The sequence below is a fragment of the Neotabrizicola paludis genome (assembly GCF_044142105.1).
GTDB lineage: Bacteria > Pseudomonadota > Alphaproteobacteria > Rhodobacterales > Rhodobacteraceae > Pseudogemmobacter.
In genome coordinates, this window is sequence record NZ_JBGTYM010000002.1 from 1 (window position 1) to 19,609 (window position 19,609).

23 protein-coding genes and 1 pseudogene are annotated in these 19,609 nt (G+C 65.5%); 22 read left to right on the top strand and 2 right to left on the bottom strand.

What is annotated here, in order from left to right:
• The 8 genes and pseudogenes from ACED67_RS05040 to ACED67_RS05075 form a co-directional block, all read left to right on the top strand.
• Nucleotides 1-114 (top strand): annotated as a pseudogene (locus ACED67_RS05040) (S-(hydroxymethyl)glutathione dehydrogenase); the annotation flags it as partial.
• 194 nt (nucleotides 115-308) lie between these two features.
• Nucleotides 309-1,145 (top strand): S-formylglutathione hydrolase, encoded by an 837-nt coding sequence (gene fghA, locus ACED67_RS05045; RefSeq protein ID WP_395540477.1) that lies wholly within the window; start codon nucleotides 309-311, stop codon nucleotides 1,143-1,145.
• 44 nt (nucleotides 1,146-1,189) lie between these two features.
• Complete coding sequence (locus ACED67_RS05050; protein WP_395540478.1) at nucleotides 1,190-1,615, top strand: c-type cytochrome; 426 nt, start codon at nucleotides 1,190-1,192, stop codon at nucleotides 1,613-1,615.
• A gap of 266 nt (nucleotides 1,616-1,881) precedes the next feature.
• Nucleotides 1,882-3,687, top strand: a complete 1,806-nt coding sequence (locus ACED67_RS05055; RefSeq protein ID WP_395540479.1) for a methanol/ethanol family PQQ-dependent dehydrogenase — start codon at nucleotides 1,882-1,884, stop codon at nucleotides 3,685-3,687.
• A 250-nt stretch (nucleotides 3,688-3,937) separates the two neighbouring features.
• A complete protein-coding gene (locus ACED67_RS05060; RefSeq protein WP_395540480.1) occupies nucleotides 3,938-4,456 on the top strand; it encodes a c-type cytochrome, methanol metabolism-related in 519 nt (172 codons plus the stop codon).
• 1 nt (nucleotide 4,457) lies between these two features.
• The gene (locus tag ACED67_RS05065) at nucleotides 4,458-5,267 is read left to right on the top strand and encodes a substrate-binding domain-containing protein (protein WP_395540481.1); all 810 of its coding nucleotides are present in this window, start codon (nucleotides 4,458-4,460) and stop codon (nucleotides 5,265-5,267) included.
• Nucleotides 5,268-5,357: 90 nt separating this feature from the next.
• Nucleotides 5,358-5,759, top strand: a complete 402-nt coding sequence (locus ACED67_RS05070) for an antitoxin Xre-like helix-turn-helix domain-containing protein (RefSeq protein ID WP_395540482.1) — start codon at nucleotides 5,358-5,360, stop codon at nucleotides 5,757-5,759.
• Complete coding sequence (locus ACED67_RS05075; RefSeq protein WP_395540483.1) at nucleotides 5,756-6,454, top strand: RES family NAD+ phosphorylase; 699 nt, start codon at nucleotides 5,756-5,758, stop codon at nucleotides 6,452-6,454. The genes ACED67_RS05070 and ACED67_RS05075 overlap by 4 nt, the downstream gene beginning before the upstream one ends.
• Here the strand turns inward: ACED67_RS05075 and ACED67_RS05080 are convergent.
• Complete coding sequence (locus ACED67_RS05080; RefSeq protein ID WP_395540484.1) at nucleotides 6,451-7,365, bottom strand: YncE family protein; 915 nt, start codon at nucleotides 7,363-7,365, stop codon at nucleotides 6,451-6,453. The genes ACED67_RS05075 and ACED67_RS05080 overlap by 4 nt on opposite strands.
• Entirely contained in the window at nucleotides 7,362-7,898 is a 537-nt protein-coding gene (locus tag ACED67_RS05085) for an SRPBCC family protein (protein ID WP_395540485.1), read from the bottom strand. Before ACED67_RS05085 ends, ACED67_RS05080 begins: the two co-directional genes overlap by 4 nt.
• A gap of 183 nt (nucleotides 7,899-8,081) precedes the next feature.
• Here ACED67_RS05085 and pedA1 point away from each other — a divergent pair, with 183 nt between their 5' ends.
• The 14 genes from pedA1 (at nucleotide 8,082) to ACED67_RS05155 (ending at nucleotide 19,600) form a co-directional block, all read left to right on the top strand.
• Nucleotides 8,082-9,263 carry a lanthanide ABC transporter ABC transporter substrate-binding protein PedA1 gene (gene pedA1 / locus ACED67_RS05090; protein ID WP_395540486.1) on the top strand — a complete coding sequence of 394 codons (1,182 nt, stop codon included), beginning with the start codon at nucleotides 8,082-8,084 and terminating at the stop codon, nucleotides 9,261-9,263.
• Entirely contained in the window at nucleotides 9,260-10,246 is a 987-nt protein-coding gene (locus ACED67_RS05095) for a PQQ-dependent catabolism-associated beta-propeller protein (protein ID WP_395540487.1), read from the top strand. The genes pedA1 and ACED67_RS05095 overlap by 4 nt, the downstream gene beginning before the upstream one ends.
• A gap of 2 nt (nucleotides 10,247-10,248) precedes the next feature.
• On the top strand, nucleotides 10,249-10,683 hold the full coding sequence (locus ACED67_RS05100) for a cupredoxin domain-containing protein (protein WP_395540488.1): 435 nt from the start codon (nucleotides 10,249-10,251) through the stop codon (nucleotides 10,681-10,683).
• A 13-nt stretch (nucleotides 10,684-10,696) separates the two neighbouring features.
• Nucleotides 10,697-10,951 carry a PepSY domain-containing protein gene (locus ACED67_RS05105; RefSeq protein WP_395540489.1) on the top strand — a complete coding sequence of 85 codons (255 nt, stop codon included), beginning with the start codon at nucleotides 10,697-10,699 and terminating at the stop codon, nucleotides 10,949-10,951.
• The gene (gene pedB / locus ACED67_RS05110; RefSeq protein WP_395540490.1) at nucleotides 10,948-11,694 is read left to right on the top strand and encodes a lanthanide ABC transporter ATP-binding protein PedB/LutE; all 747 of its coding nucleotides are present in this window, start codon (nucleotides 10,948-10,950) and stop codon (nucleotides 11,692-11,694) included. The genes ACED67_RS05105 and pedB overlap by 4 nt, the downstream gene beginning before the upstream one ends.
• Nucleotides 11,691-12,494: a lanthanide ABC transporter permease protein PedC gene (gene pedC, locus ACED67_RS05115; protein ID WP_395540491.1), complete on the top strand. Its 804-nt coding sequence runs from the start codon at nucleotides 11,691-11,693 to the stop codon at nucleotides 12,492-12,494. Before pedB ends, pedC begins: the two co-directional genes overlap by 4 nt.
• Entirely contained in the window at nucleotides 12,494-13,093 is a 600-nt protein-coding gene (locus ACED67_RS05120; protein ID WP_395540492.1) for a BAR domain-containing protein, read from the top strand. Before pedC ends, ACED67_RS05120 begins: the two co-directional genes overlap by 1 nt.
• 141 nt (nucleotides 13,094-13,234) lie before the next feature.
• Complete coding sequence (locus tag ACED67_RS05125; RefSeq protein WP_395540493.1) at nucleotides 13,235-13,948, top strand: response regulator; 714 nt, start codon at nucleotides 13,235-13,237, stop codon at nucleotides 13,946-13,948.
• A gap of 59 nt (nucleotides 13,949-14,007) precedes the next feature.
• Nucleotides 14,008-15,093, top strand: a complete 1,086-nt coding sequence (locus ACED67_RS05130; protein ID WP_395540494.1) for an FIST N-terminal domain-containing protein — start codon at nucleotides 14,008-14,010, stop codon at nucleotides 15,091-15,093.
• On the top strand, nucleotides 15,093-16,433 hold the full coding sequence (locus ACED67_RS05135; RefSeq protein ID WP_395540495.1) for an ATP-binding protein: 1,341 nt from the start codon (nucleotides 15,093-15,095) through the stop codon (nucleotides 16,431-16,433). The genes ACED67_RS05130 and ACED67_RS05135 overlap by 1 nt, the downstream gene beginning before the upstream one ends.
• Complete coding sequence (locus ACED67_RS05140) at nucleotides 16,430-17,947, top strand: sensor histidine kinase (protein WP_395540496.1); 1,518 nt, start codon at nucleotides 16,430-16,432, stop codon at nucleotides 17,945-17,947. Before ACED67_RS05135 ends, ACED67_RS05140 begins: the two co-directional genes overlap by 4 nt.
• A complete protein-coding gene (locus ACED67_RS05145) occupies nucleotides 17,932-18,612 on the top strand; it encodes a response regulator transcription factor (protein ID WP_395540497.1) in 681 nt (226 codons plus the stop codon). The genes ACED67_RS05140 and ACED67_RS05145 overlap by 16 nt, the downstream gene beginning before the upstream one ends.
• Complete coding sequence (locus ACED67_RS05150) at nucleotides 18,609-19,265, top strand: hypothetical protein (protein ID WP_395540498.1); 657 nt, start codon at nucleotides 18,609-18,611, stop codon at nucleotides 19,263-19,265. The genes ACED67_RS05145 and ACED67_RS05150 overlap by 4 nt, the downstream gene beginning before the upstream one ends.
• Complete coding sequence (locus ACED67_RS05155; RefSeq protein ID WP_395540499.1) at nucleotides 19,262-19,600, top strand: hypothetical protein; 339 nt, start codon at nucleotides 19,262-19,264, stop codon at nucleotides 19,598-19,600. Before ACED67_RS05150 ends, ACED67_RS05155 begins: the two co-directional genes overlap by 4 nt.
• Nucleotides 19,601-19,609: the final 9 nt, after the last annotated feature.

Genomic DNA, 19,609 nt, shown 5'->3' on the forward strand with positions numbered 1-19,609 from the left:
GGCAAGATCGAGATCGATTCGATGATCACCCACACGCTGAAGCTCGAGGACATCAACAAGGGCTTCGACCTGATGCACGAAGGCAAGTCCATCCGCGCCGTCGTCGTGTATTGAACCAGCCCGGGGGGCGCCTTGCCCCTTCACCATGGCCGCCCGAACCAGCGGCGCGGCTATGGCTCGCGCCTTGAGGATGTCCGGGACCGGAAGACAGGTCCGGTCCTTCTCGGCTTTCTTCCGTTCGCAAATATCCCACGGGGCCCCGGGGGTGTGAAACCCCCGGCACCCGCCGCAAGGCCAGACGAGGCAGAATGAAGACCCTTTCGGAAAATGGCGCGTTCGGCGGCGTGCAGGGGGTCTATTCCCACGCCTCCGATGTCTGCGGCTGCGACATGACCTTCGCAGTCTACCTGCCGCCCAAGGCGAAGGCAGAGAAGGTGCCGGTGCTCTGGTATCTCTCGGGCCTGACCTGCACGCATGAGAATGCGATGACCAAGGCCGGTGCGCAGAAATGGGCGGCCGAGGCGGGGATCGCGGTGATCTTCCCCGACACCTCGCCGCGCGGCGAGGCGGTGGCGAATGATCCGGCCTATGATCTGGGCCAGGGTGCGGGCTTCTATGTCAACGCGACCGAGGCCCCCTGGGCGCCGCATTTCCGCATGTGGGATTATGTGGTCGACGAATTGCCCGATCTGGTCTTTGCCCAGCTGCCGCTCGACCGTTCGCGCCAGGGCATCACCGGCCATTCCATGGGCGGCCATGGCGCGCTGACGATCGGCATGACCCATCCCGGAACCTATCGCGCCTTGTCCGCCATCTCGCCGATTGCCAACCCGACCCGCAGCGACTGGGGGCGCAAGCAGCTTGCCGCCTATCTCGGCTCGGATGAGGCGAAATGGGCGGACCATGACGCCACGCTTCTGATGGAATCGCGCGGCTATCCCGGCCCGGTGATGGTCGATCAGGGCGCAAAGGACCAGTTTCTCGATCTTCTGAAACCCGAAGCGCTGGTCCAGGCTGCGGCGCTTCGCCGCCAGCCCTTCCGCTTCCGGCTTCTGGAAGGCTATGATCACAGCTACTTCTACGTCGCCAGCGTGATGGAGGATCACATCCGCTTCCATGCGGAACAGCTCGCGCAAGCCGGATGACACGACGCCCGACAATTCAGCCAGACAGTTTCACGGAGGAGACCATGTCCAGCCCCCTCAGCGGCGCCCTTGCCGTTGCCCTTCTTGCCCTCGCCGCCGCCCCGGCCCTTGCCGAGGGCGATGCCGCCAAGGGCGAGAAGGTGTTCAAGAAATGCCTCGCCTGCCATGCCATCGCGCCGGATGCGCCCAAGAAGCCGGGGCCGAATCTGCATGATGTCGTCGGCCGCCAGACCGGCACCTTCCCCGATTTCCAGTATTCCGAGGCCATGGCCAAGCTGGGCGCCGAGGGCCATGTCTGGACGCCGGAAGAGATCGAAAAGTTCCTCGCCGATCCCAAGGGCATGGTGCCCGGCACCAAGATGACCTTCGCCGGGCTGAAAAAGCCCGAGGAACGTGCCGATGTCGTGGCCTATCTGATCACGCTGCATCCCGAAGGCGCCGCGGCGGCCGAGCCCACGCCCGCGCCCTGACCGCGCTTTCTGAAAAGCCTTTCCATCTGCTGACCGGCCGCGCCCTTTCCCCGGGGCGCGGCCTTGTTTTTCCTGACTTTCCGCCCGGCACGCCCGGGCCGCCGCGCGGCTCATACTTTGGGCTGAACATGCCCCCGGCTTCGTTGACACACAGGCTTCCGGGTCGCTTGATAAGAACGGAATAAGAAGCGCCCGATCACCCCCGAGGAGGACAGGAAGGGTTGCGGGCGCTTGTGTTCGACAATCGCGCATCAGGGAGGATGACGATGAAGAAGGGACTTCTGGGGCTTGTCGCGGGGCTGATGCTGACCTCCGCGCTGCCGGTTTTCGCAAATGACTCGGCCATGGCCGGGTCCAAGGATCCCAAGCAATGGGTCATGCAGCTCGGCAATTATGCCGGCACGCGCTATTCGGAACTCACCGGCATCACCAAGGACAATGTGTCCAAGCTGCAAGTGGCCTGGACCTTCTCGACTGGCGTGCTGCGCGGCCATGAGGGCTCGCCCCTCGTGGTGGGCGACGTGATGTATGTGCACACGCCCTTCCCGAACAATGTCTATGCGCTCGATCTCAAGAACGACGGCAAGATCCTGTGGAAGTATCACCCGCAGCAGAATGCCGACGTGATCGGCGTGATGTGCTGCGACACGGTCAACCGCGGCCTGACCTTCGCCGATGGCATGGTCTTCCTGTCGCAGGCCGACACCATGCTGGTCGCGCTGGATGCGGCTACGGGTGCTGTGAAATGGTCGGTGCAGAACGGCGACCCGGCCAAGGGCGAAACCTCGACCGCGACGCCGACCGTGGTGAAGGACAAGGTTCTGGTCGGCATATCGGGCGGCGAATACGGCGTGCGCGGCAGCATGACCGCCTATAACATCGCCGACGGCTCGCTGGCCTGGCGCGCCTATTCCACCGGCCCCGATGCCGAAATGCTGGTCGACCCGGAAAAGACCATGGTTCTCGGCAAGCCGATCGGCGCCGACTCGTCGCTGAATTCCTGGGAAGGCGACCAGTGGCAGATCGGCGGCGGCACGACCTGGGGCTGGACCACCTATGACCCCGAGCTGAACCTGATCTATTACGGCACCGGCAACCCCTCGACCTGGAACCCCAGCCAGCGCCCGGGCGACAACAAATGGTCGATGACCATCATGGCGCGCGATGCCGATACCGGCATGGCCAAGTGGTTCTACCAGAAGACCCCGCATGACGAGTGGGATTATGACGGCATCAACGAGAACATCCTTGTCGATCAGGAAATCGACGGGACGATGCGCAAGCTTCTGGTGAACTTCGACCGGAACGGCTTTGGCTACACGCTTGACCGCGAGACGGGCGAGCTTCTGGTGGCCAAGAAGTATGACCCTGCCGTCAACTGGGCGACCGAGGTCGTCATGGACCCTAATTCCGACCAATATGGCCGGCCGCAGGTCGTGGCGCAGTATTCGACCGAACAGAATGGCGAGGATGTGAACTCCACCGGCATCTGCCCGGCGGCGCTGGGGTCCAAGGACCAGCAGCCCGCCACCTACTCGCCGGTGACGGGTCTTTTCTACGTGCCGACCAACCATGTCTGCATGGATTATGAACCCTTCCGTGTCAGCTATACCGCCGGTCAGCCCTATGTCGGCGCGACGCTGTCGATGTTCCCGGCGCCCGACAGCCATGGCGGCATGGGCAACTTCATCGCCTGGGATGCCCGCAAGGGGGAAATCGTCTGGTCGCTGCCCGAGCAGTTCTCGGTCTGGTCGGGCGCCATGGCGACGGCGGGCGGCGTCGTGTTCTACGGCACGCTTGAGGGCTATCTGAAGGCGGTCGATGCCGAGACGGGCAAGGAACTGTACAAGTTCAAGACCCCTTCGGGCATCATCGGCAACGTCTTCACCTACGAATCCGGCGGCAAGCAATATGTCGGCGTGCTCTCGGGTGTCGGCGGCTGGGCGGGCATCGGCCTTGCGGCAGGTCTGACCAATGCCAATGACGGCCTGGGTGCGGTGGGCGGCTACGCGGCCCTGTCCGACTATACGGCTCTTGGCGGCCAGTTGACCGTCTTCGCGGTCCCGGACTGATCCGACGGCCCATTCCAGATCACCAGCGCCGCCCCGATCAGGGGCGGCGTTTTCCGTCCTGTGGGGCCATGGTGGCGGAAGACACAGCCGGAAGACGTTCGGAAGACATTTGGAAGACGATGGCAAGACCGTGAAAATCACGTGTTTCCGGCGCTTTGACCCCCGCCCGCGCCCGTCCAAACTAAAGTTTGAATTGCTGCACGGGCGCTGCCGACTAGGCTTGCGTCAAACTCTTTGGGAGGAGAGACCCATGCAAAGAACCGCGTCCCTCATGGCCGCGCCGCTGCTGGCCCTTGCAATTGCCGGAACCGCCCTTGCCGCCGATCCGCCGAACACCGAGGCGGCCAGCAATGACGGCGTGCGCTGGTTCAATTCCGACGATATCCCCACCTTCAAGATCGAGGCCGATGGCACGGTCGACTGGAACACCTTCTCTGGCTTCCGCCGCTATCATGCCGAATGCCATGTCTGCCACGGCCCCGACGGCGAAGGCTCGACCTATGCCCCGGCGCTGAAGGATTCGGCGATGACGATGGACTATTACGATTTCGTCGGCGTCGTCGCCTCGGGCCGCCAGAAGGTGGGTTCGGCCGAGAACCAGGTCATGCCCGCCTTTGGCGTGAACCCCAATGTCATGTGCTACCTCGACGACATCTACACCTATCTTCGCGCCCGCGGGACGGATGCGATCCCGCGCGGACGTCCGGCGAAAAAGGAAGCCAAGACAGAGGCTTACACTGCCGCCGAAGCCGCCTGCATGGGGGGCTGAGATGCGCGCGCTGGCCGTGGCCCTGCTGGCCGCCCTTGCCGCGCCGGCAGGGGCGCAGGTGGCCGATCTGGTCGACCGCACCGCCTTTCGCGTCTGCGCCGACCCGGCCAATGCGCCGCTGTCCATGCAGGACGGCTCGGGCTTCGAAAACGCGATCGCCCAGCTTTTCGCCGACAAGCTGGACGTGCCGTTGAAGTATACGTGGTTTCCGCAGGTCATCGGTTTCGTCCGCCAGACGCTGACCGCCGGCAAATGCGATGTGGTGATCGGTTTCGCCCAAGGCGATGAACTGGTGCTCAACACCAACCATTATTACACCTCGACCCATGTCCTCGTGGTCCGTGCCGACAGTGATCTGGCGGGTGTCACGCAGCTGGCCGATCCCGCCCTGCAGGGCCACAAGCTGGGCGTGGTGGCAGGTTCGCCCCCGGCGACCCATGTCGCGCGGCTGGGGTTGATGAAGCTTGCGAAACCCTATGACCTGATGACCGACCGAAGGGTCGAGGATCCGGGCGGCGACATGCTGCGCGATGTGGAAAACGGCGTCACCGACGGCGCGCTGATGTGGGGTCCGATTGCCGGTCCGATGGCAAAGAAATTCCCTGATCTCAAGGTGATACCGCTTCTCAACGAGCCGGACACGCCGCGCCTGTTCTTCCGCATCACCATGGGCGTCCGGGCGGGCGAGGACAGTTGGAAGCGCGAGTTGAACAGCATGATCCGCCGCAACCAGGCCGAGATTGACACCATTCTGCGCGAGGCCGGCGTGCCCCTTGTCGATGATTATGGCAAGGCGCTCAAAGCCCCCTGAGCGCGCATCTGGGGCCGATTTGTTCATATGGCCTTTACTTTTGGATCATATGACCTATCTTGAGCCTGTCTCCAGCGCCAGGAGGGCACCATGCCCCTTGCCATTGTCCAGCCCCGCCCCGATCCCGCGCCCGAACGCATCGCCGAGGTCGCGCTCAAGGCCTATGCCCGCGTGGCAGAGGCCTGGGGTCTGGCGCTGCGCGAAGCCGCCGCCTTGGCCGACATGTCGGAAAGCACCTGGAAACGCGCCCGCAAACCCGGTTTCGCGGGCGAATTGACCAAGGACCAGATGCTGCGCCTTTCGGCCGTGATCGGCATCTACAAGGCGCTTGAGCTTTACTTCTCCGCCCCTCTGTCGCGCGGCTGGATCACCCGCCCGAACAGCGGCCCCCTGTTCGGCGGCGCCCGCCCCGTCGATGCCGCGATTGACGGCGGTCTGCCGCAGATCCTTGCCATCCGCAGCCATCTTGACGCGCTGCGGGGCGGCGCATGAGGCGCACCGACCTTTCGGACCGCGGCCTTGTCCGCCTGATCCCCGCCACCTATCACAAGCCCCCGGCGCTCCGCGGCCTGGTGGACAGCGACGAAGAGCTTGAAATCCTTGCGGGGATTGAGGCGATGACCAGCGCAAGGATGCAGGCCGAGCGGGGCCGCAGCCCGCATCTGGACCCGCGCGAACTGGCCTGGCAACGCCGCAGCCGCGACTTGCGGCTTTACGGCGAAAGCCATGTCAACGCCGCCTTCACCTACACGCGCGCAGGGGGCAACCGCTTCAACCCGCCCACACGCGGGGCCTGGTATTGCGCGTGGGACGTGCTGGTTTCCGTGTCGGAAGTGGCCTTTCACCGCACGCGGGAACTGTCCTTCACCGGCTGGTACCATGATCGCGCCCGCTATGTCGAACTGCTGGCCGATTTCATCGGCAACTTCGAGGATCTGCGTGACGAACCCTCCCATCCCGCGCTGCATCCCGACCCGGCGCAGGGCTATCCCGCCGGTCAGGCTCTGGCCGAATCCCTGCGCCGCGACGGCGCGCGCGGGCTGATCTACCCTTCCGTCCGCGCCCCCGCAGGCGGCGATTGCCTTGTCTGTTTCGAGCCCCACGCCATCCAGAATGTCCGCCCCGGCGCAAGCTGGGACCTGATCTGGGATGGAACCGAGGATTACACGGTTCAGGCCGTCGCCTAGGGCGCGCCCGTCCCCACCCCGGTAAAGGCCCCAAAGGCGCGCGGACCTTCGGGCATGTCCAGCCTGTCCACCACCTGCATCGCGACCGGATCAATCACTTGCAGCGTGTCGGAAAACCAATTGGCGACAAGAACTTGCCCCTCCGCCGTCGTGGCGATCCCTTCGGGGTATTCGTCGGTCTCGATCCGCCCCAGCACCTTCAGGCTTTGCGCGTCAAACACAGTCAGGCTTTCATCATACTGGTTGGTCACAAAGCCCCGCCCGGCGGCGAAGGCGGTGGCGTAGGGCCGCTCGCCGGTGGGGATGGTGGCGATCACGCGGCCTTCGGCCAGGTCGATCACGCTGACCTGATCCGACAGCACATCCGTGACGAAGGCGCGGTTCCCCAGAAGCGTCACACCGAACGGATGCTGGCCCACCGCGATCTCCTGCACCGCGTCGCCCCGGATCACCGATACCGAATTGCCGTCGCGGTTCGCGACGACGATCACGCCGCCGCCCTCGGCAACGCCGGAGGGCAGGGCGCCGGTGCGCCATTGCGCCAGTTCCTTCCCCGTCGCCGGGTCGATCTCGCGCAACACCGCGTCCGCCTGATCCGTTATCAGCGCGGTGCCGACTCCGGGCCGTATCGCCAGCCCGAAAGGCGCGCCGACGATCGGCCATTCGGCAAGGGGTTTTCCTGCCAGATCGAATATATGAAGACGCCCAGTTTCAACCGCCACCGCCATCACTCGCCCGCGTGCCGCATCCATGGCCACCGCCGCCGGCTTGCCCGGCAAGGGCGCGCTGGCCAGCACCTCAAGGCTTTCAGTCTGCACCAAAGTCAGCATTCCGGCATTTTGCGAGGTGATCGCCGCGATATCAGCCCGCGCCGCCCCCGCCATCAGCAGCAGGGCGGCCAGCCTGATCATCCGCCCGCGCCGAACCGCGCCACCAGCGCGTCGATCAGCCCCTGATGCAGAGCCTCGACCGAGGCGGTGGAGGCCGCGTCATCCTGATCGGCGGGCGGGTCATTCTGCGGAAAGGCACGGTAGAAGGCGCCCTTCACATCGACCACCGCCTTGCCGCCTTCGTCCTTCACGGTCAGATGCAGTGCGTAATTGGTGGCTTTTACATAGGCGAGGTTGTCCTCGGTCAGCCGCACCGACAGGGCCATTTTGGCCGGGTCCAGCTTCAGCAGTTCTTCCTGTACCACGGTCCCATCCGCCAGCGTCCGGGTCCGGGTCGCGCCCTTCTCGTTCCCCGTGGCCTCGATCTTCGCCACGCCGGGCAGCCAGTCCATCTGCTCAAATGATCCGATCGCCGCCCAGACATCGGCGGCGCTGGCGTTCAGCGTTACGGTCTGGTCGGTCTTCAGCCGCGAGGGTCCATGCGCCTGCGCCGGTCCGCCAAGCCCCGCGATCAGCGCCAGCACTCCCGCCAGCGCGACAAAAATCTTCCGCATCCTCATGCTCCTCCCCGCCACCTCTGTTCGGTCCGTGCACTTAGAATGCGGCCCCGAGCGCAGAAAAGGTAATCAGCCAAAAGTACTATACCGTTTGAAATCATTTGCTTATGATCTTCTTATTAACGAATAACGCTTTGCCCCTCGGCGGGTCCATGCCTGAATGACCGCAGGGAGGACATCATGAAAGGACTGACGCGCAGCCTGTGCGGACTGGCACTTCTTTGCCTCTGCGGCCCGGCCCTGGCCGAAGGCACGGAATATCGCGTGGCGGTGATCCGGGTCGATGCGCCGGGACCGATGCCGATCTCTCGCGCCGATCTTCCGCCCAAGGATCTGGGCTTTGCCGGGGCTGATCTGGGCACGGCCGACAATTCCACCACGGGCGCCTTCGTGGGCCAGACCTTCGTGACCGAAGACATCGTGGTCTCGCCCGAGACGGCCGAAGCCGAATTGCAGCGCATCCTGGATTCCGGGGTGACCTATATCGTCACGCTGGCCGATGCCGCGATGACGGTGAAACTGGCCGATCTGGCCGGGGACCGGGCGCTGGTGTTCAATGCACTGGCCACCGATGACGTTCTGCGCGGCAAGGACTGCCGGGCAAACCTGCTGCATGTCGCGCCCTCGGACGCCATGCTGACCGATGCGCTGGCGCAATATCTGGCGCTGAAACGCTGGGACGAGGTGGTCATGATCGAGGGCAGCCATGCCGAAGACATGGCGCTTGCCGCTTCTTATCGCCGCTCGGCCGAGAAATTCGGGCTGACCATCGTGGAAGAGCGGGTCTATGTCGACACAGGCGGCGCGCGGCGCACCGATACCGGCCATGTGCAGGTGCAAAAGCAGATGCCGGTCTTCACCCAGGAATTGCCCGCGCATGACGTGATCATCGCCGCCGACCATGCCGGGGTCTTTGCCGCCTGGCTGCCCTATCACACCTGGGACGCGCGACCGGTGACCGGGTCCGCTGGGCTGGTGCCTGCAAGCTGGTCGGGCGTGTTCGAGGCCTGGGGGGCGACCCAGTTCCAGACCCGCTTCGAGAAAGCGGCAGGGCGCTTCGCGCGGTCCGAAGACCTGCAAGCCTGGATGGCGCTGCGCGTGATCGGCGAGGCGGCGATGCGCACCAAGGGCGGCGATTTCAACACGATGCACGATTTCATCCTGTCCGACGCCTTCGACCTTGCCGCCTTCAAGGGGCAGAAGCTGACCTTCCGCGACTGGGATGGCCAGTTGCGCCAGCCGATCCTTCTGGTGGCGGGCAATGTCGTCGCCTCGGTCAGCCCGCAGGACGAATATCTTCACCAGGTCAGCCAGCTTGACACGCTGGGCATCGACCGGCCCGAGACGGAGTGCCAGAAATGAGACTGCCCCCCGCCTTCCTCACGTCCGCCGTCCTGCTGAGCATGGCCGCAAGCCCTGCACTGGCCGATAAGATTTTCGTGTCGAACGAGAAGGGCAACACCGTCACCGTGCTGGATGCGGCGACGCTTGAGGTGATCCACACGATCGAGGGGCTGCAACGCCCGCGCGGCATAACCGCTTCGCCCGATGGCAAGCATATCTATGTCTGCGCCTCGGACGACAATCTGGTGCGGGTCTATGACAGCAGCACCTATGAGGAGCTGCCGTCGCTGCCCTCGGGGCCCGACCCGGAGCTGTTCGTGCTGCACCCATCGGGCAATCCGCTGTTCATCGCCAATGAGGATGACAACATCGTCACCGTGGTCGATGTGAACACGCGGCAGGTGCTGGCCGAAGTGCCGGTGGGGGTTGAGCCGGAAGGGATGGGCGTGTCGCCCGATGGCAAGATTGTGGTCAACACTTCCGAGACCACCAACATGGCGCATCTGATCGACACCACCAGCTATGAAATCGTCGCGAATGTGCTGGTCGACAGCCGCCCGCGTTTCGCCGAATACACGCCGGACGGCAAACTCTTGTTCGTCACGGCCGAAATCGGCGGCACGGTCAGCGTGATCGACACCGCGACCAACGAGATTGTCAAGAAGCTGACATTCGAGGTGCAGGGCGTGCTGCCCGAGGCCCTGCAACCCGTGGGCCTGCGCGTCACCGCTGACGGGGCCAAGGCCTATGTCGCGCTTGGCCCGGCGAACCGAGTGGCGGTGATCGACGTGGCCAGCCTTGAGATCACCGATTACCTGCTGGTCGGCCAGCGGGTCTGGCAGCTTGGCTTCTCACCCGACGGCAAGTTCCTTTACACCACGAACGGCAATTCCAACGACATCTCGGTGATCGACACCGAAAGCGACACGGTGACCGTGTCGATCCCGGTGGGCGAACAGCCCTGGGGCGTCGTGGCCGTCAAGACATCGCAGGAGGGATGACGATGAAAAAACTGGTTCTGGCCGGGATGCTGGCCCTGGCGGCGGCACCGCTTGCGGCGCAGCAGTTCGACTATGGTTTTGCCGGGCTGATGGGCAAGGCCAACCGGGTCGAACTGCCGCCGCTGACGCTCGCTTCGGGCAAGCCGGTGGCCGAGAAGCCCTACGACCTGAAATCCGGCGGCTATTACAAGATGAAGATCGTGGCCGATGGATCTGCGGAACTTGCCCTGTCTGGCGGCGATTTCTTCCGCGCGATCTGGATCAACGAAATCGTTATAAACGGCATCGAGATCCGCCCGATGGGCGTGCATTCGATGGAATTCGACAATGCGGGCGAGGCCGAGATCAGCTTCATCGCCGTCATGCCCGGCAGCTTCGCGCTGTCGATCCCCGGAACAGATGGCCAAAGCCAGCGCGCCGAGTTCAACATCCGCTAGACAGGAGCAACCCATGCCGAGACGACTTGTCCTTGCCACCGTGATCGCCGGTTTCGCCGCCCCAGCCTGGGCCGAGGCGGAGGTGACACCCGAGCAGATTACCAGTATCGACGCTGCCCTCGCTGCGATGACCTGCGAGGTGGACAGCGCCAATATCGAGGTTGAGGAGGATGGCAGCTTCGACCTGGATGACGTGATCTGCGCCGATGGCCAGTATGACATCAAGCTCAATGCCGATTTCACCGAAAAGGAGCGACGCAAGGAATGATCGACGCTTCGGGGGCCGCTGCGGCCCCCGCCCTTCTGATCCAGGGCGTCAGCCACCGTTTCGGGCGGATCGAGGCCCTGTGCGACGTGTCCTTCACGGTCGGGCGCGGGGCCTTTTGCGCGCTTCTGGGGGTGAATGGCGCCGGCAAGACCACGCTTTTTTCACTGATCACAAGACTATATGACAGCACGTCCGGCACAATCGCCGTTGCTGGCTTCGATGCCCGCCGCCAGCCCTCGCAGGCGCTCGCGCGGCTGGGCGTCGTCTTCCAGTCGCGGGCCTTGGACAGCGACCTGACCCTGCAGCAGAACCTTGCCTATCACGCGGCGCTGCACGGGATTGGCGGCAAGGCGGCACGGGCGCGGATTGCCGAAGTGCTGGCGCTGGTCGACCTGTCGGACAAGGCTGGAGTCAAGGCCGCAACCCTCTCGGGCGGCCAGCAGCGCCGGGCCGAGATTGCCCGCGCGCTTCTGCACCGGCCGCAACTTCTGCTTCTGGACGAGGCGACCGCCGGCCTTGACCTGCGGGCCCGGCATGAGGTTTCGGCGCTGGTTCGGCGGCTGATCGCCGAGGAAGGCGTCTCGACCCTTTGGGCGACGCATATCTTCGAGGAGATTGAGCCAAGTGACCATGTCGTCGTCCTGCACAAGGGCGCGGTTCTGGCCGATGGGCAGGCTGCTGCCCTGGCGGGCGACGGTCCTCTGGCTAAGGCCTTCCTCACGCTCACGGGAGCGGCGGCATGAAGGGCTGGGCCATCGCGCTTTCCGGCATTGCGACCCGGGAATTCCTGCGTTTCGCCAAGCAGCGCGAGCGCTTTGTCGCGGCGCTGGTGCGGCCCCTGGTCTGGCTCTTCATCTTCGCCGCCGGCTTCCGCTCGGTCCTTGGCCTGTCGATCACCCCCCCCTACAAGACCTATGTCCTGTACGAGGTCTATGTGACCCCGGGCCTCTGCGGGATGATCCTTCTGTTCTCGGGGATGCAATCGTCGCTCTCCATGGTCTATGACCGAGAGACTGGGGCGATGCGCAGCCTGCTGGTCAGCCCCTATCCGCGCTGGTTCCTGCTGGGCGCAAAGCTGCTATCCGCCGTGTTGGTCGCGGTCGCGCAGGTCTATGCCTTCCTGCTGATCGCTTATGCCTGGGGCATCCGCCCGCCCGCTATGGGCTACCTCACCGTCTTGCCCGCGCTGATCCTGGCCGGGCTGATGCTTGGGTCGCTGGGCCTGCTGATATCTTCGGCCATAAGACAGCTGGAGAATTTCGCGGGAGTGATGAACTTCGTGATCTTCCCGATGTTCTTCGCCTCCTCCGCGCTTTACCCGCTGTGGCGGATGCGGGAATCTTCGGTGCTGCTGTACCAAATCTGCAGCTTCAACCCCTTCACCCATGCCGTCGAACTGGTGCGTTTCGCGCTCTATGGCCAGCTCGATCCGCTGTCGCTGGCGGTCACGCTGGGCTGTACCGCCGCCTTCTTCGGCGGCACCGTCTTCATGTATGATCCGGCCAAGGGCCTCTGGCGCGGCCGGAAAGGGGGAGCCTCCTGATGATCCGGCTTGCCGCACTTCTTGCTCTTGTCGCCGCCCCGGCCCTCGCGGGGGGATCGACCGATCCCGACTGGCCCTGCATCCAGCGCCGCCAGCCCGCCCTGTCGGTGGGCCAGCTCTGGCCCGCCACGCCGCCGGGGGTCGAGGCCGAGGCCCTGACCAAGGACCCCGAAGTGCAGGCGGTGGCGCAGGTGATCGCGTTGCGCCGCACCGACATGGCCGAGGCCGAGACGATGATCGCGGATTTCGCCGCAAACCATGATCCGGCCAAGATCGAGGCTCTGTTCCTGGCCGCCTTCGACCATATCCAGACGCGCCGCAACAAGGTCATGGCCGGGATCACCCGCTATGCCCACAAGCAGGAGGCGCTGGACCAACAGATTCTGGACATCCGCCATCGTTTCGATGCGTTGCAGGCCGCCGATCCGCCCGACTTTGACGCGATCGACAAGGCTGAGGCGGAACTCGATTGGGCGACCCGAATCTTCCAAGACCGGCAGCAGTCGCTCACCTATGTCTGCGAGGTTCCGGTGATCCTGGAACAACGTGCCTTCGCGCTTGGCCGCGCAATCGCGGCGCATCTTGGGGGGGCACCGTGATGACCCCGGCAAACCCTTGCCGAAATTACCGATTTACCAAGCGTCAGCCAAGAATTCTCTCGCTTCGCCCCGGGTTTGGCCTAACATTCCCCTGCGGCGGAGACTGGGGGACCCGACGCAATCATGAGGGGAGGAAATCTCATGGACCACCGTCCCGTCCGGCAGGGCGCAAGTGACGTTGCCCGCCCCGGCCAGGTATCGCCGCGCGAGGCGCAGGTGCGCGATGTTCTGATCGTCGATGACCATCCGCTGATGGCCGAGGCGCTTTCCGTCACGCTGACCCATGCCTTCGGCCTGCGCCGCGTTCGTATTGCCTGGAGCCTTGCCGCCGCCGAAAACAGCGTGCAGGCCGAAGGCCCGCCTGATGCCGTCGTGCTGGACCTGAATCTGCCCGATGTGCAGGGGATCGAGGGTGTCGTCAGTCTGGGCAACAAGGTGCCGCGTGGCCCGATCACGGTGATCTCTTCGGAAATCGACCCGGCCATGGTCTCGTCGGTCGTGGCGGCGGGGGCGCGGGGCTATATCTCGAAATCGCTGCCGCGCAGCGAGCTGGTCGATGCCTTCCGCCGCATGTGGGCGGGCGAAATGGTGCTGCCCGAGGGCCATGAGCTTGAGGTCGACGAGGATGAGGAAATGGCCGCCCTGATCCAGAACTTCGCCTCGCTGACGCCGCAGCAGATGAAGATCCTGCGCCAGATCTGCCAGGGCCGCCCGAACAAGATCATCAGCTACGAGCTGTCGATCACCGAGGCCACGGTGAAGACCCATATCGCCGCCATCATGCACAAGATCAACGTGCGCAACCGCACCCAGGCCGCGCTTCTGGCCAACAAAGCGCGCCTGTTCAACCGCTGATGGACCGGCCGCTGCACCCTCGTGCCCGCGTCGCAACCGCATGTGGGGCGGTGCAGGACATGGCGCGCGATCTGGCGACGGCCTTTGCCGATGATCCGCCGGCCCTGGTGCTTGTCTTTGCTGCCGATGGCACCATGGTCGAGCCGCTCTCCGGTCTTCTGTCCGAACGGCTTGGCTCCAAAGCCCTGGTCCTGGCCTGTTCCTCGGCCGGAGGTTTCGCCTTTGACGGCTATGACGATGACAGGGTCATCGCCATCTCGCTGTCCGCCGCCGCCTTTCACGCCCGCGCGCTGTGGCTGTCGCGCCTGCGTCAGCACGCGGCGCTGGACTGGATGCGCGCCCTGCGTGGTCTGGCCGAGGATATGCCCGTTGCCGCCGGCCGCTCGCGCTTTGGCCTGCTGCTGATCGACGGGATGAGCGGGCGCGAAGAGCTGGTGACGACCACGGTCGACGCAACGCTGCCCGGCTTGCTGGTGCTGGGCGGATCGGCGGCCGACGGTCTGCGCTTTGGCCGCACCCATCTGGCGCTGAACGGCCAGACCCAGGATGAAAGCGCGATCTTCTGCCTGATCGACACGCAATTCGCCATCGAGGAAGTGGTCTTCGACCATTTCGTCCCGGTGGGCGAGAAGATGATCGTCACCGATGCCGATCCCGACAACCGCGTGATCCGCGAGATCAATGCCGAACCCGCCGCCGAAGAATATGCCCGCCTGATCGGCTATACCGGCCGGGCGCTTGGCCCCCATGCCTTTGCCGAAAACCCGCTGCTGGAACGTTCGGCCGGGCGTCATTTCGTCCGGGCCATCGCCGGGGTCACGCCCGAGGGCGGGCTGTCCCTGATGTCCTCGATCCAGACCGGGGCGATCCTTACGATCGGTCGTCCCGAAAGCCTGACCGAAGGCCTGCGCAAGCGGATGGAGGCGCTGGGACCGGCGCAGTTGGTGCTGGGTTTCGACTGCATCCTGCGCCGGATCGCGGTGGAACATGCGGGCGAGCAGGCGACCGTCGCGCAGCTGTGCCGCGACCACCGTATCGCGGGTTTCAACACCTATGGCGAACAGCATGGCGGCATCCATGTGAACCAAACCTTCGTCGGTCTCGCGATCCTTGACCGCGATGTCGCCGTTGCGGGGGCGCCCTGATGCTGCGCGACAGCGATGACAAGGACCGCGCCATCGCCAAGCTGGAGCGGATCAACCAGGCGCTGATGCAACGGTTGGAACGGATCGAGGAGACCCGTGGATCGGCCTATGCCCTGACCCGGGCCACTGCCGTCCTGGAGCGCGAGGTCGTGGCCCGCAACCGCGATCTGGAACAGGCGCTGTCGGACCTTGCCAAGATCAATGCCGAACTGGCCCAGGCCCGCGAAGTGGCGGATGAGGCGAACCGTGCCAAATCGCGTTTCCTGCGCGCGGCAAGCCATGACCTTCTGCAACCGCTCAGCGCCGCTAAGCTGTTCCTGTCGCATCTGTCGGAACTGGCCGACCTTCAGGGCGACACGTTGCAGCGCGATCTGGTCTCGCATCTGACCGCCACGTTCGATTCCGCCGAAGAATTGATCCGCGCCCTGTCCGACATTGCCCGGTTCGACAGCCGCAGCTTCCGCATGAACCCGGCGCCCATGGCGCTGAGCCGGCTGTTCCGCCGCCTGATCATTGACATGCAGCCTCTGGCCAGCAGCCGTGGCATCGATCTGCGCTTCGTCGCTTCGGCCGCGACGGTGGAAAGCGACCCGGTCTATCTGCGCCAGATCGCGCAGAATCTGATCACCAACGCGCTGAAATACACCACGGGAAAGAAGGTTCTGGTGGGCATGCGGCGGCAGGGCGATGCGCTTTGGCTTGAAGTGCTGGATCAGGGGCCGGGGATTGCTGTCAAGGATCAGGAGCGCATCTTCCAGGAATTCGAGCGGCTGTCGCGCTCGGACCAGCCGGGCACCGGGCTGGGTCTTTCGATCGTGCAGCGCGCCTGCCAGCAATTGGGTCATGCGCTGGAACTGCGTTCGGAAAAGGGGCGCGGTTCACGCTTTCGGGTGCGGCTGGCGCGGTATCAGGGGGTGGCGGCGCCTCGTCAGGCGATCGCGCCGCGCAGACGTGGCGAGATAAGCGATTTTTCGGGGCGCCGCGTGCTGGTGGTCGAGAATGATCCCGTGATGCGCCATGCCTACGGCTTCCTTCTGGGCGGCTGGGGGATGGAGGTGCAGACGGTGGCGGGCATCCGTGCGGCGCGGGATGCGGCGGCGCGCACGCGGCCCGACCTCTTGCTGACCGATTACCGGCTGGATGGCGACGAGACCGGGTTGCAGACCATCCATCTGCTGCGCCAGGATCTGGGGCAGGGCCTGCCTGCGCTGATCGTTTCGGCCGAAAGCGCCCAGGCGATCAAGGGCGAGGCGGGCGGGCTGGCGATCGAGATCCTGGAAAAGCCCGTGGCCGAGGGTGAGTTGCGCCGCGCCATGCGGGCGGCGCTGGCCCAGCCGTGACCGGACGTTTCGGCCTGCGCGCGCGGCTGTCACTCGGGGCCGGGCTTCTGGCACTGCTGGCGGTGGCTGCGGCGGGGATGACGGCCTACGGCCTGATCCATACCCGCGCACTGGCCGAAGAAGCCATGGCCGCACAGCGCCGGATCGAGGCCTATGGCACGCTGTCGATGCGGGTCAATGAATGGATGCTGGGCTGGCTCACGGCGGGCAGCCGGCCCGAGGATGGGTTGGTTCTTGGCGCCCTGGATGCGCTCGACGGGTTGGTGGCCGAGGATGTCGCCGCCGCGCCCGACGCGACCGAGGCCACCCGGCGCGCGCGTCAAAGCGTGACGCCCGCCCGGCTGCGGGCGCAATTCCTGCAACTGGACGCGGCCCTTGCCGCCGCGCCGCCCGGTACGCCGGGGGCCGAGGGGGCGGTGACCTTTTACGCGGCCCAGGTCCCGCCGGTGATCGCGGCGCAGACCGATCAGGAAGCCCGCCGCCGCGAGGCCGCCCTGACCGTGATGGAAGCCTTGCGCCGCCCGCTTCTGGCAGGGGCGGTGACGGTGGCGCTGGCGGCGCCGCTTCTTCTCGTGCTGCTGTATTTCTGGCTTTTCCGGCCGCTCTTCGCCCGACTGGGGCGCGTGACAGCCGAAGCCGAGGCGCTTGCGATGGGCGGGCTGCCCGCCGGGGCGGGCGGACATGACGAGCTGGGGCTGATGGTTGCGCGGCTGCGCCAGATGTCGGCCCGGATCGACCGCCGCCGGGCGCGGCTGGAGCAGGATTACGCGAGGCTTGAAGGCATCGTGGCTGCGCGGACGGCGGAACTTTCGGCCGCCAATGCGCGGCTGGAAGGGATCGACAGTACCCGCCGCCGCTTCTTTGCGGATGTGGGGCACGAGTTGCGCACGCCCCTCACCGTGATTCTGGGCGAGGCCGAGTTGGGCCATGCCAGTCCCGACCCTGAGGCCCGCGCTGCCTTTGATACGATCCGTACGCGGGCGCAGCGCCTGTTCCGCCGGATCGAGGACATGCTGCGCATCGCCCGGTCGGAAAGCGGTCATCTGGAACTGGCGCAGGACCGTGTCGATCTGTCCGAGGCGGCCCGCGCCGCGCTGGCCGATCTTGCCCCGGTCTTGAAGCGCGCGGGCGTGACGGCGCGGCTCGAGCTGCCGCCCTTGCCGGTGCGCGGCGATGCCGACTGGCTGCGGCAGGTCTTTGCCGGGCTTTTCGAGAATGCCGCGAAATATGCCGGGCGCGGCGCGGAAATCCGCATGTCAGGCCGTGCCCAGGACGGGCAGGCGACGATCCAGATTTCCGACACCGGCCCCGGCCTGCCGCCCGGAAAACAGGAAGAAATCTTCGCCAGGTTCGCCCGCGGCGCGGTTGGTGCGGGCGGCTTTGGGGTTGGTCTTGCGCTGGCGCGCTGGGTGGCCGAGGCTTCGGGCGGCACCCTTGTGCCCGAACCCGGGCCCGGCTTTGGCCTGCGTCTGGAACTGCCCCTGTGGGAGGAGGTGCCATGGCCCGCATCCTGATCGTCGAGGACGATCCAGATATCGCCTCGCTGCTGATCCGGGGTCTTGGCGCCGCCGGACATGCGACCGGCTGGGCCGAGACCGTGACACAGGCCGAGTCCGACCTGCGCAAAGGCTATGATGCCGCGATCATCGACATGATGCTGGGCGAGGAAAGCGGCGCCACGCTTCTGGCCAGCATGCGCGCGCAGGGGCACCGCATCCCCGCGATCATCCTTTCCGCCCTGTCGCGGGTCGAGGATCGGGCCGAGGGGCTTGAGGCCGGGGCGCAGGATTATGTGGTGAAACCCTTCCACCTTTCCGAGCTTCTCGCCCGGCTCGAGGTGCAGTTGCGCCGCGCCGCGCCGCGCATGGCGCCTGTAGGCCTGGGTCGCTTGAGCTATGATCCCGCCACCCGCACGGTCACCGGTGTCAATCGGCCGGTGATCCTGACCGAACGCGAGGGCGAATTGCTGGTGGCGCTGATCGCCCGGCCCGGCCAATTGCAGACGCGGGGCGATCTCTTCGACGAGCTTTGGGCAAGACACGGCGGTTCGACCGAGAATGTCGTCGATGTCTATCTTGGCTATCTGCGCCGCAAGCTTGGCAATTTCGCGCCCTATGGCCTGAACCTGCGCACCCTGCGCGGGCGCGGCTTTGTGCTGGCGCTGGAGGAAAGCGAATGAAGACCATAAGGGCGGCTCTGCTGGCGGCCAGTCTTGCCATCTGGCTGGCGCCACCGCTTGCGGCGGGGAGCTTCAGCGATCTGGTCATGGCGCCCGGCACCCTGTCGGATATGCCAGAGGCCGGTCTTGCCTATAGCCTGACCCGCAACCTGCCGCCGCGCCCCGAACCGGTGCCGGGGCAGGAGGCCACGCCCCTGCCGCAGCGCATCGTGGAGGGCAGCCTGACAGCAAGGCTTGCCCCTGGCGCGGGCGGGACAGAGCTGGTGCTCAGGCGCCTTGAAGACGGCACGGCCCAGCCCGAAATCACCTTTCCCGCCGGGGGGCCGAACCCGGTCCTGCTGTTCTTTCTGGAAAACACCGTGCGTGTGATCGCCGCTGAGACCGGTGGCAGCCCGTTCTACATCCGCAACCGCATGCGCGAGGCCTTGGGAGGCGCGGCACTGGCCGCAGGGACCGGGCCGCAGACCCTGACCCTGCATCCCTTTGCCGAAGACGCCAACAGGGCGCGCCTGGGGGCTTTTGGCGATTTGGCCCTGTCGATCACTTTCGATCCTGCTGAGCCAGGTCGCCTCATCGAACTTAAGGCCGATACCGGTGGCGGCGCGGGCGGCTATACTGAGATCCTGCGGCTTATCCCGGAGAAGACGCCATGATCCTGCGCGCTGCATGTCTTTCGCTGGCCTTTGCCCTGCCTGCAGCGGCCGAGATGCTGGCGAATGACTACCCGACCGAAGCGCGGGCCGAATATGTCTTCGGCTGCATGGCGGTGAACGGCCAGTCGCAGGATGCGCTGATCCGCTGCTCCTGCTCGATCGACCAGATCGCTTCGATCCTGCCCTATGACGATTACGTTTCCGCCGAGACCGTCTTGCGGATGCGCCAGGGCGCCGGCGAGGCCGGGGCGATGTTCCGTGGCGCCCCCACCATGCGCACGATCCTGGCCGATCTGCGCCGCGCCCAGGCCGAAGCCGAGATGCTGTGCTTCTAGCGGCGGCTC

What these genes read in the sequence shown, in the direction of transcription:
- fghA (WP_395540477.1), top strand. Translation starts at nt 309, where the DNA reads ATGAAGACCCTTTCGGAAAATGGCGCGTTCGGCGGCGTGCAGGGGGTC.
- ACED67_RS05050 (WP_395540478.1), top strand. Translation starts at nt 1,190, where the DNA reads ATGTCCAGCCCCCTCAGCGGCGCCCTTGCCGTTGCCCTTCTTGCCCTC.
- ACED67_RS05055 (WP_395540479.1), top strand. Translation starts at nt 1,882, where the DNA reads ATGAAGAAGGGACTTCTGGGGCTTGTCGCGGGGCTGATGCTGACCTCC.
- ACED67_RS05060 (WP_395540480.1), top strand. Translation starts at nt 3,938, where the DNA reads ATGCAAAGAACCGCGTCCCTCATGGCCGCGCCGCTGCTGGCCCTTGCA.
- ACED67_RS05065 (WP_395540481.1), top strand. Translation starts at nt 4,458, where the DNA reads ATGCGCGCGCTGGCCGTGGCCCTGCTGGCCGCCCTTGCCGCGCCGGCA.
- ACED67_RS05070 (WP_395540482.1), top strand. Translation starts at nt 5,358, where the DNA reads ATGCCCCTTGCCATTGTCCAGCCCCGCCCCGATCCCGCGCCCGAACGC.
- ACED67_RS05075 (WP_395540483.1), top strand. Translation starts at nt 5,756, where the DNA reads ATGAGGCGCACCGACCTTTCGGACCGCGGCCTTGTCCGCCTGATCCCC.
- ACED67_RS05080 (WP_395540484.1), bottom strand. Translation starts at nt 7,365, where the DNA reads ATGATCAGGCTGGCCGCCCTGCTGCTGATGGCGGGGGCGGCGCGGGCT.
- ACED67_RS05085 (WP_395540485.1), bottom strand. Translation starts at nt 7,898, where the DNA reads ATGCGGAAGATTTTTGTCGCGCTGGCGGGAGTGCTGGCGCTGATCGCG.
- pedA1 (WP_395540486.1), top strand. Translation starts at nt 8,082, where the DNA reads ATGAAAGGACTGACGCGCAGCCTGTGCGGACTGGCACTTCTTTGCCTC.
- ACED67_RS05095 (WP_395540487.1), top strand. Translation starts at nt 9,260, where the DNA reads ATGAGACTGCCCCCCGCCTTCCTCACGTCCGCCGTCCTGCTGAGCATG.
- ACED67_RS05100 (WP_395540488.1), top strand. Translation starts at nt 10,249, where the DNA reads ATGAAAAAACTGGTTCTGGCCGGGATGCTGGCCCTGGCGGCGGCACCG.
- ACED67_RS05105 (WP_395540489.1), top strand. Translation starts at nt 10,697, where the DNA reads ATGCCGAGACGACTTGTCCTTGCCACCGTGATCGCCGGTTTCGCCGCC.
- pedB (WP_395540490.1), top strand. Translation starts at nt 10,948, where the DNA reads ATGATCGACGCTTCGGGGGCCGCTGCGGCCCCCGCCCTTCTGATCCAG.
- pedC (WP_395540491.1), top strand. Translation starts at nt 11,691, where the DNA reads ATGAAGGGCTGGGCCATCGCGCTTTCCGGCATTGCGACCCGGGAATTC.
- ACED67_RS05120 (WP_395540492.1), top strand. Translation starts at nt 12,494, where the DNA reads ATGATCCGGCTTGCCGCACTTCTTGCTCTTGTCGCCGCCCCGGCCCTC.
- ACED67_RS05125 (WP_395540493.1), top strand. Translation starts at nt 13,235, where the DNA reads ATGGACCACCGTCCCGTCCGGCAGGGCGCAAGTGACGTTGCCCGCCCC.
- ACED67_RS05130 (WP_395540494.1), top strand. Translation starts at nt 14,008, where the DNA reads ATGGCGCGCGATCTGGCGACGGCCTTTGCCGATGATCCGCCGGCCCTG.
- ACED67_RS05135 (WP_395540495.1), top strand. Translation starts at nt 15,093, where the DNA reads ATGCTGCGCGACAGCGATGACAAGGACCGCGCCATCGCCAAGCTGGAG.
- ACED67_RS05145 (WP_395540497.1), top strand. Translation starts at nt 17,932, where the DNA reads ATGGCCCGCATCCTGATCGTCGAGGACGATCCAGATATCGCCTCGCTG.
- ACED67_RS05150 (WP_395540498.1), top strand. Translation starts at nt 18,609, where the DNA reads ATGAAGACCATAAGGGCGGCTCTGCTGGCGGCCAGTCTTGCCATCTGG.
- ACED67_RS05155 (WP_395540499.1), top strand. Translation starts at nt 19,262, where the DNA reads ATGATCCTGCGCGCTGCATGTCTTTCGCTGGCCTTTGCCCTGCCTGCA.